Annotated in this window: 6 protein-coding genes; 1 reads left to right on the top strand and 5 read right to left on the bottom strand. The window is 62.0% G+C overall.

Annotated features, from left to right (window positions below; genetic code table 11):
• Window positions 1–570: 570 nt before the first annotated feature.
• The 4 genes from glpC to J9889_RS17825 all read right to left on the bottom strand — a co-directional run bounded on the left by glpC (window position 571) and on the right by J9889_RS17825 (window position 5451).
• On the bottom strand, window positions 571–1773 hold the full coding sequence (gene glpC / locus J9889_RS17840) for an anaerobic glycerol-3-phosphate dehydrogenase subunit GlpC (protein WP_052815435.1): 1203 nt from the start codon (window positions 1771–1773) through the stop codon (window positions 571–573).
• 51 nt (window positions 1774–1824) lie between these two features.
• A complete protein-coding gene (gene glpB, locus J9889_RS17835) occupies window positions 1825–3105 on the bottom strand; it encodes a glycerol-3-phosphate dehydrogenase subunit GlpB (RefSeq protein WP_052815434.1) in 1281 nt (426 codons plus the stop codon).
• Window positions 3095–4774: an anaerobic glycerol-3-phosphate dehydrogenase subunit A gene (gene glpA, locus J9889_RS17830; protein WP_069785654.1), complete on the bottom strand. Its 1680-nt coding sequence runs from the start codon at window positions 4772–4774 to the stop codon at window positions 3095–3097. Before glpA ends, glpB begins: the two co-directional genes overlap by 11 nt.
• 221 nt (window positions 4775–4995) lie before the next feature.
• The gene (locus tag J9889_RS17825) at window positions 4996–5451 is read right to left on the bottom strand and encodes a YchJ family protein (RefSeq protein ID WP_080989954.1); all 456 of its coding nucleotides are present in this window, start codon (window positions 5449–5451) and stop codon (window positions 4996–4998) included.
• Window positions 5452–5579: 128 nt separating this feature from the next.
• Here J9889_RS17825 and J9889_RS17820 point away from each other — a divergent pair, with 128 nt between their 5' ends.
• Window positions 5580–7187 (top strand): methyl-accepting chemotaxis protein, encoded by a 1608-nt coding sequence (locus J9889_RS17820; RefSeq protein WP_309296056.1) that lies wholly within the window; start codon window positions 5580–5582, stop codon window positions 7185–7187.
• Here J9889_RS17820 and tnpA read toward each other — a convergent pair.
• Window positions 7107–7511: an IS200/IS605-like element ISAs26 family transposase gene (tnpA, locus tag J9889_RS17815; protein ID WP_125117317.1), complete on the bottom strand. Its 405-nt coding sequence runs from the start codon at window positions 7509–7511 to the stop codon at window positions 7107–7109. The genes J9889_RS17820 and tnpA overlap by 81 nt on opposite strands.
• Window positions 7512–7615: the final 104 nt, after the last annotated feature.

Here is a 7615-nt window from a genome sequence, read left to right as displayed (position 1 = left end):
AGTGCCATAGTCCTTGAGAAACTCAAACAGGCTGTAGCCTTTCTGGAATTGGATTTTGCTTTTGGCCATGATCTCGCACCTCGATAACTGTACGTAAGATCAGTATAGTTCGTGGTAACTGACTGCTAATCATGGGTAATCAGGTATATATATGCATTATTAACTTTAGGGGAGGGAGTCATTATAATCCCCTTATTGCCGGATTCAATCAGAGGATTGTCCATGGATACCATGGCCTATTCGAACGATGATCCAGTAAAAAGAGCCGGCGCTTGCCGCAATGCTGTTCACTTAAGAGAATTTGAGTTCCAGTCTACGTAGTATCAGGACAAAAAATCGAGGGAGGCATGATGCCTCCCTCTTTCTATTGCAAGCCCCGCTGGATAAAGGCTGGAGGAAGATCGACTGGACACAGCCTTGCCCCCTCAACTCAAATCCAATTTATGAATAATCAGTCAAAAAAGTGCTTATCTGAACAGCATTGCGGCGCTTGCCGGCTCTTTTTCCATCTGGTGTTTGCTTGTCGGCCTCTTTGCCGAGCGGGCCGTCTGGCCTAGCGTGGCAAGGGGATCAAGCCAGGGCCTGGGCCAGCAGGTGGATGGGGTGTTCGCAGCGGAACGCTGTGCTCATCTCGATCTGCCATTTGCAGGTTTCGCAGTCGGTGATGACCAGATCGGGCTTGAGCCGGTTTATCTGATCAAACAGCCCCTCGCCGATGGCCTGGCTGGTCTGGTAGTTCTCCGACTTGAAGCCGTAGGTACCGGCGATGCCGCAGCACTGGGAGTCCAGCACCGTCACCTTGACCCCTGGGATGGCGCGCAGCAGCTCCAGGGTATAGATGACCCCCCCCATCTTCTCCATGTGGCAGGGGGTGTGGTAGGCGATGTGCAGATTGAGCGGCTTCATCGCCGGCTTGTTGCCCTGGTAGAACTCGTTCCACAGGAAGCGGGTCACCAGCGAGATGCGATCGCGCACCTTGTGGTTGTCCTGCTCCAGCAGGTGGGGGTATTCGTCGCGCAGGGTGAAGCCGCAGGTGGAGGAGGTGGCTAGTAGCGGCATCTCGTTGCCGAGCAGGGTGTTCTCCAGCTGCTGGATGTTGAAGGCCGCCTGCTGCTTGGCCTTGTCCATGAAGCCGTTGGCAATCAGCGGCACGCCGCAGCACTTCTCCCGCTCCAGCAGCTGGACGCCGATGTTCATGGCGTTGAGCACCTGCACCAGCTCCTTGCCAAGTTGCGGGTGGTTGTAGTTGACGTAGCAGCCGTGGAAGTAGGCAATTTGGCGCGTAAAGCGGGCCTGACTCGCTTTCTGCTTTTTGTACCAGCCGCGGAAGGTGCCCTGGGAGTATTTGGGCAGGTCGCGGTGGGAGGAGACCCCCAGCGCCTTGTCCAGCACCAGCTTCATCGGCTTGAGGCCGGTGGTGAAGTTGACCACCGGGGCCATCAGGGTGGACATGCTGCCCATCAGGTCGGTGTGGGAGAGCACGAACTCGCGGATCCCCGGTTTGAAGCCGCTGTACTGGTGTTTGGCCTTGGCGATGATGTCGCCGATGCGCACCCCGCTCGGGCAGGCCACTTCGCAGCGCTTGCAGTTGGTGCAGTACTTGAGGGCGCTGTCAAAGAGCTCCGGGCTCTTGATGCGCAGCCGCTCCCCATCCGGGCCCGCCTGCTTGGGGCCTGGGTAGGCCGGGTTGGCCTTGGCCACCGGGCAGTAGGCGGTACAGACGGTGCATTTGATGCACTGATCGAAGGTTTGGTTGGCATGATCCAGTAGCATGTCAGTTCTCCTCCCGTTGGGTGTGAAGGCACGGGATATGGGACAAAATCGTCATTGGGCTGAACTCAAAATATGACCGGCAGCCTGCCAGCCGGTGGCAACGGCCACGCCTGAGCCTGACCCTTCTTTTATGGGGTCATAGTGCGCCAGCACGCTACCGGCGCCGTAGAGGTTGACGAGCGGTTTGCCGCCACGCAGCACTCTGAGCTTGTCGTCGGTCTTGACCCCGAAACCCATGAAGGGGTGGTGGTCGAACAGGCGGCGGCCGGCCCAGGCGTCGCGCTCGGGCAGGCTCAGCACGTCGGCGTTGAAGATGGGCTCACGAATGCCGCGCAGGCGCGACTCCAGCCCGCGGCTGAAGAAGCTGCCGGAGGCGAGTACAAAGTTATCCGCTTCAAAGAGTTGATCGTCGCCATTCTGGCTGTGCACGCCGATGACCCGATCTCCGTCGTAACGGGCGCCCAGCACCCGCTCGCTGGTGAGGAAGGTGCCGCCAAGGGCCATGAAGCGGCGCTTGAGGGCCTCCTGCATCCGCATGCCAATAAGCGACGGCGGCATGGTGGCAACCTCCTTGATGATGCAGCCGGTGCGCTGCTCCAGCTCCGTCAGGCGCGGGCCGACCAGCCCCAGCGACAGGCAGGCGGGCAGCACCAGGTGGCGGCAGCGCGGCTCACCGCTCTCCTGCACCATGCGGCTGATCTCGCGGGCTAGATCCGTCAGCAGGTCATGCTGGCCATTGCCCTGCTTGTCAAACAGGCGGGCGATGTCGGCGGAGCGAAACTCGTGGGGATTGCGGCTGAACTCGGCCAGCTGGGGCAGCCGAATTTCCCCGGTCAGGATGCGGCAGTGGGCGAAGCGCGCGTGGGTCGCGAGATTCGCTGCCGCGAGCTCGGGGTGAAAGTCGCGAAATCCCTCCAGGGTGGCCAGCAGGATGGCGTCGGGGGCCGGTGCATCGGTCACGCAGGCGCAGGTGTCGGGGGAGAGCCAGGTGGCTTTGAGGGTGCCGATGGGGGTCAGCCGCTGGTGGTTGCGCTCCTGGCGAAACAGCGGCAAGCCCTGGGCGGCGCAGTGGCGTTGCAGATCATCGAGGCTCGCCGCGATATGGGCCAGCCCCACCTTGCTGTAGGGATGCTCGGGGTTGGCGGCCATAAAGGCGGGCAGGGCGGCGCGGGGATCTCCCTCGCTCTCCAGCAGATCCACCGAGCCGGAGGAGAAGTGCAGGGCGCTCTGGCCGGAGGCCATCAGCAGGGTCTTCTGGCCGGCCTCGGCCAGGCGCAGGGCCGCGGAGAGGCCCGCCATGCCGCCGCCGATAGCGATGCTGTCAAATTTCATGGCTGCGCTCCTTGGTGGGATTGGCGGTGCTGGCGTCTTGCGGGAAGGGGGGCTCGGCCACCAGGTGGGGGGCCGTCCACTCGCCAAGGCCGAACAGCCCCTCGTAGATCCAGTAGGTAAATTCGGCTTCGCGCAGGGCATCGCCCCACAGCACGGGGCGGGTGCCCTTGTAGCGCTCCTCCAGGAACTGGCGCAGCATGACGCAAGCCTGGCGGCCGTCGGCCTTGCCGTACTCCTGCATCAGGCCGGCGGCGCGATAGGCGCACAGCTCCCCCTGACAGGGTCCCATGCCCAGACGAGTGCGGCGGCGCAGATCCACCAGGTTGTCCACATCCAGCTCGCGCAGGGCGTATTCGATTTCACCTGCGGTCACCATCTCGCATTCGCAGATGAGGGCGTTGGCCTTGGGATTGTCGCGGAAAAAGGCGATGACCCGCTCGCCGTGACGGTACTGGGCCGAGCCTTCAGCCGGGACCGAGAGACCGGGGGCGGAGACCTTCTCCGGATCCCGCGAGCCGGGCAGGCTCAGTTCAGCGGTGCGGCACGGTTTGCTGTTGCCAAGCTTCTTGGCAAGCAAGTCGGTGGCCCATTCTGCCATCAGCCGGTAGGTCATCAGCTTGCCGCCGGTGATGGTGTTGAAGCCCTTGAGCCCGTCGCGCTCGGCGTGATCCAGCAGCACTATGCCACGGCTAATGTTGCGGCCGGACTCGTCGCCATCCACCGCCACCAGCGGGCGAACCCCGGCATAGGCGCGCAGCAATCGGGTGCGGGCCATGATGGGGGCCAGTTTTATCCCTTCGCGCAGCAGCACTTCCACCTCTTCAGGCTCGACGGTGAGCTGGTCAATCTTGTGGTAATCGATGCGACTCGAGGTGGTGCCGATGAGGGAGATGGTATCGCCCGGCACCAGGATGTCCGCGTCCGCCGGTTTGCGGGCGCGGTTGAGCACCAGCTGGTTGATGCGGTAATCCATGATTAGCAGGGAGCCCTTGGCCGGGAACATGCGGATGCCGAGATCGGCGTACTCGCAGATCTGCTGGCCCCAGATGCCGGCGGCGTTGATCACCTCCTGGCACTCCACCTCGAACGCTTCGCCGGTGCGGGTGTTGATCGCCTTGACCCCGTGCACTCTGTCTTGGGTGCGCAGCAGCCCCAGCACCTTGCTGTGGGTGAAGATGCGGGCGCCGTGCTCCTTGGCATCCAGCACGTTGGCGGCAGCCAGACGGAAGGGGTCGACCGTGCCGTCCGGCACCTGAATGGCGCCGATCAGCGCCGGGTTGACGTTGGGTTCAAGGCGTAGCGCCTCGGCGGGATCCAGCTGGCGGGCGTCGATGCCCGCCAGGGCGCAGGCGTCCATGAAGGTATTTTGAAAATGGATGTCATCTTCCGGCAGGGTGATGAAGAGGCCGCCGGTGTCCTCGACGCAGTGGCTGGCGATCCGCTTGAGGATGCGGTTCTCCTGAATGCACTCGCGGGCGGACTCCTGATCCGTCACCGCGTAGCGGGCGCCGGAGTGAAGCAGGCCATGGTTGCGGCCCGTGGTGCCGGCGGCGATGTCGTCCCGCTCAAGCAGGATGCAGTCGATGCCGCGCAGTGCGCAATCGCGCATGATGCCGGCGCCGGTGGCGCCACCCCCTATGATGACGACTTGTGTGGTGATTCTTTTCATTCTTGCCCGTCTCATCTCTTCCAGATAAGGCCAGTGTGGCGCCTTCACGACGTAAAATGTTTGATATGGGCCAAATTAATGTTCGTAAACGCTCATTAAGTGTGAGGCGATGAGCGAAATGTGATGAACCTCACGTCACCGTCGAGGCGGGCAGGGGAAAGCATGACGGGAGGGGAGAAGGCCAGCCCGGGGGCTGGCCAGAGGGCGGCGTGGGGGAAACCTCAGCCGCAGCACTTCTTGAACTTCTTGCCGCTGCCACAGGGGCAGGGGTCGTTTCGCCCCACCCGCAGCGGCGCCGGATCCTGCTCGCCGTCGGTGTAGACCCAGCGCCCCTGATGGCGCACGAAGCGGGATCGCTCATGGAGGCAGTGACGTTCGTCCCCTTCCAGGAACCAGGCCTTGAATTCCACCATGCCGAGGGTGTCATCGGGGCCGCCCTGGCTGGTGAGGATCTCGAGGCCATCCCAGCGGGTGTCGGTCGATGAGAGGTCGGCCGCGGTCAGCCCGTTCAGATAGTCCGGGTGCCAGCTGTGTACCAGATATTCTCCCAATCCCAGCACGAAGGCGCTGTAGCGGGATCGCATCAGCTGCTCCGGGGTGGCGGCGGGCTGACCTGCGTGGAGTACACCGCAGCACTTGGCAAGAAAAAGAGAGGAACCGCAAGGACATAGGTTCATGAGTCAGCTCATCTGGTCGATAATTAAAGGTGGCGGGATTGTAGCGAACGCACTTCCCTTTCGGCCAGCTTCCCATGCCGTTTAGGCAGACATCATGCAGCAATGAACACAGCACAAAGGGTGACACAATGACACTTAAGCAGAAGATCCTGTTACTGGGGGCCATCCCCGTGCTGCTGATGGCCCTGGTGGTCAATCTCAGCAACTACCTGGTGGCCAGGAGCGATCTGGAATCGGATCTGGTGGTGGCGCGGGAGAGGGCAATCAAGGAGCGCAAGGCGCTGCTCAGCAGTTATCTGATGCTGGCCAAGACGGCCATCGAGGGCAGCTACGGCAAGCCTGACAGCCCCGAAGTGCGCCAGCAGGTGAAGGAGATATTGCGGCCGCTGCGCTATGGCAGCGACGGCTACTTCTTCGTCTACGACTATCAGGGCAATACCGTGCTGCTGCCGACCCGGCCCGAGATGGAGGGGAAGAACCGCTGGCAGGACAAGGATACCAAGGGTGCCTTCCTCATTCAGGGGATCATCAAGTCGGCGCGGGAAGGAGATGGCTTCTCGGAGTACTGGACCAACAAGCCCTCTATCGGGCGGGATGCCCCCAAGCTCTCCTTCAATCTGGTGCTCGACAAGTATCAGTGGGTCGTGGGCACGGGCTTCTACATCGACGACATCGACAATGAGCTGGCCACCCTGCGCAGCGAGCGGGAGGAGACCATGTATGGCTCCCTGAAAACCGGGGTGCTGTTCATCCTGGTGATCCTGGGGGTGACCCTGGCGGCCACCGTGGTGATCGGCAACCGGGTCACCCGCCCGCTGGCGGATGCGGTTGCCGCACTCAATGACATCGCCGACGGGGACGGGGATCTGACCCAGCGCCTCAAGGTGCAGAGCAAGGACGAGGTGGGGCAGCTGGCCGCCGCCTTCAACCGCTTCGTCGAGCGGATCCAGTCGGTGGTGAGCCAGGTGGGGGAGACCAGCCACCAGTTGCTGGGGGCCGTGGATCGGCTGCATAGCCTGAGCGAGCATGCGGACAGGCAGATGCAGGGCCATGGCAAGGAGACGGATCAGGTGGTGACCGCGGTGACCGAGATGAGCTCCACCGCCCAGGAGGTGGCGGCGAGCGCTTCCAACGCCGCCAGCGCCACCAGCGATGCGGCCCGCGAGTCCGATGCGGCCCGGGGGGTGGTGAACAGCGCCATCGGCAGCATCAACCGGCTGGTGGACGAAGTGCATGTGGCGGCCGGGGTCATCGAGCAGCTCGCCCACGAGACCGGCAAGATAGGCTCCGTGGTGGAGGTCATTCGCGGCATCGCCGATCAGACCAACCTGCTGGCCCTCAACGCCGCCATCGAGGCGGCCCGGGCGGGCGAGCAGGGGCGCGGCTTTGCGGTGGTGGCGGACGAGGTGCGATCCCTCGCGGGCCGTACCCAGCAGAGCACCAAAGAGATCAACGAGATGCTCCAGCGCCTGCAGGGCGGAGTGAAACAGGCGGTGGAGGTGATGCAGGCCAGCGAGGCACGCAGCCAGGAGACGGTGCAGGAGGCGAGCCACATCGCCAGCTCCCTGGACAGCATGGTGGCGGCGGTCGGCACCATCTTAAATGCGAAAGGGGACTCCCTCCGACGTAGGTGGGAGGGGAATTTCGCCGGGGCGTCAGCCCCGCTGGTTTTGAATGTATTGCTTGATCACCTCCAACGGTGCTCCGCCGCAAGAGCCCGCAAAGTAAGAGCGTGACCAGAGTACGGGTTTGCTGTAAGCACCTCTCAAGTCCAGAAATTCATTACGCAGTCGCCTTGATGTGACCGCCTTTAACGAGTTCACCAGTACCGATAGCTGCACCGTTGGCGCGTACTCTATCAGCATGTGAACATGATCAGCCTCTCCGTCACACTCTTTCAGTTCCGCACCAAAATCTCTGCAAACCTCTGCCGCACACTGACCGAAGGAAGCGTGATGCAGATCCCCCAATATCGGCTTTCGATACTTTGTGATAAACACCAAATGTACGTGCAAAATGTAGGCCGCATGGCGTGATTTATTAATTTTAGTGAATTGCATTCTGTCACTCAATCGGGCTTAATAGATATGGCAATAATGCTACACACTGAGCGCTAAATGCAAATTCTGAAAGCCTACAAATTCCGACTCGAACCGACCGAACA

Origin of the sequence: Aeromonas sp. PrichA-15 (genome assembly GCF_017939245.1) — a bacterium.
Taxonomy (GTDB): Bacteria; Pseudomonadota; Gammaproteobacteria; order Enterobacterales; family Aeromonadaceae; genus Aeromonas; species Aeromonas caviae.
This window is presented reverse-complemented; position numbering and strand designations above follow the sequence as displayed.

What these genes read in the sequence shown, in the direction of transcription:
- J9889_RS17825 (WP_080989954.1), bottom strand. Translation starts at nt 5,451, where the DNA reads ATGAACCTATGTCCTTGCGGTTCCTCTCTTTTTCTTGCCAAGTGCTGC.
- glpC (WP_052815435.1), bottom strand. Translation starts at nt 1,773, where the DNA reads ATGCTACTGGATCATGCCAACCAAACCTTCGATCAGTGCATCAAATGC.
- glpA (WP_069785654.1), bottom strand. Translation starts at nt 4,774, where the DNA reads ATGAAAAGAATCACCACACAAGTCGTCATCATAGGGGGTGGCGCCACC.
- J9889_RS17820 (WP_309296056.1), top strand. Translation starts at nt 5,580, where the DNA reads ATGACACTTAAGCAGAAGATCCTGTTACTGGGGGCCATCCCCGTGCTG.
- glpB (WP_052815434.1), bottom strand. Translation starts at nt 3,105, where the DNA reads ATGAAATTTGACAGCATCGCTATCGGCGGCGGCATGGCGGGCCTCTCC.
- tnpA (WP_125117317.1), bottom strand. Translation starts at nt 7,511, where the DNA reads ATGCAATTCACTAAAATTAATAAATCACGCCATGCGGCCTACATTTTG.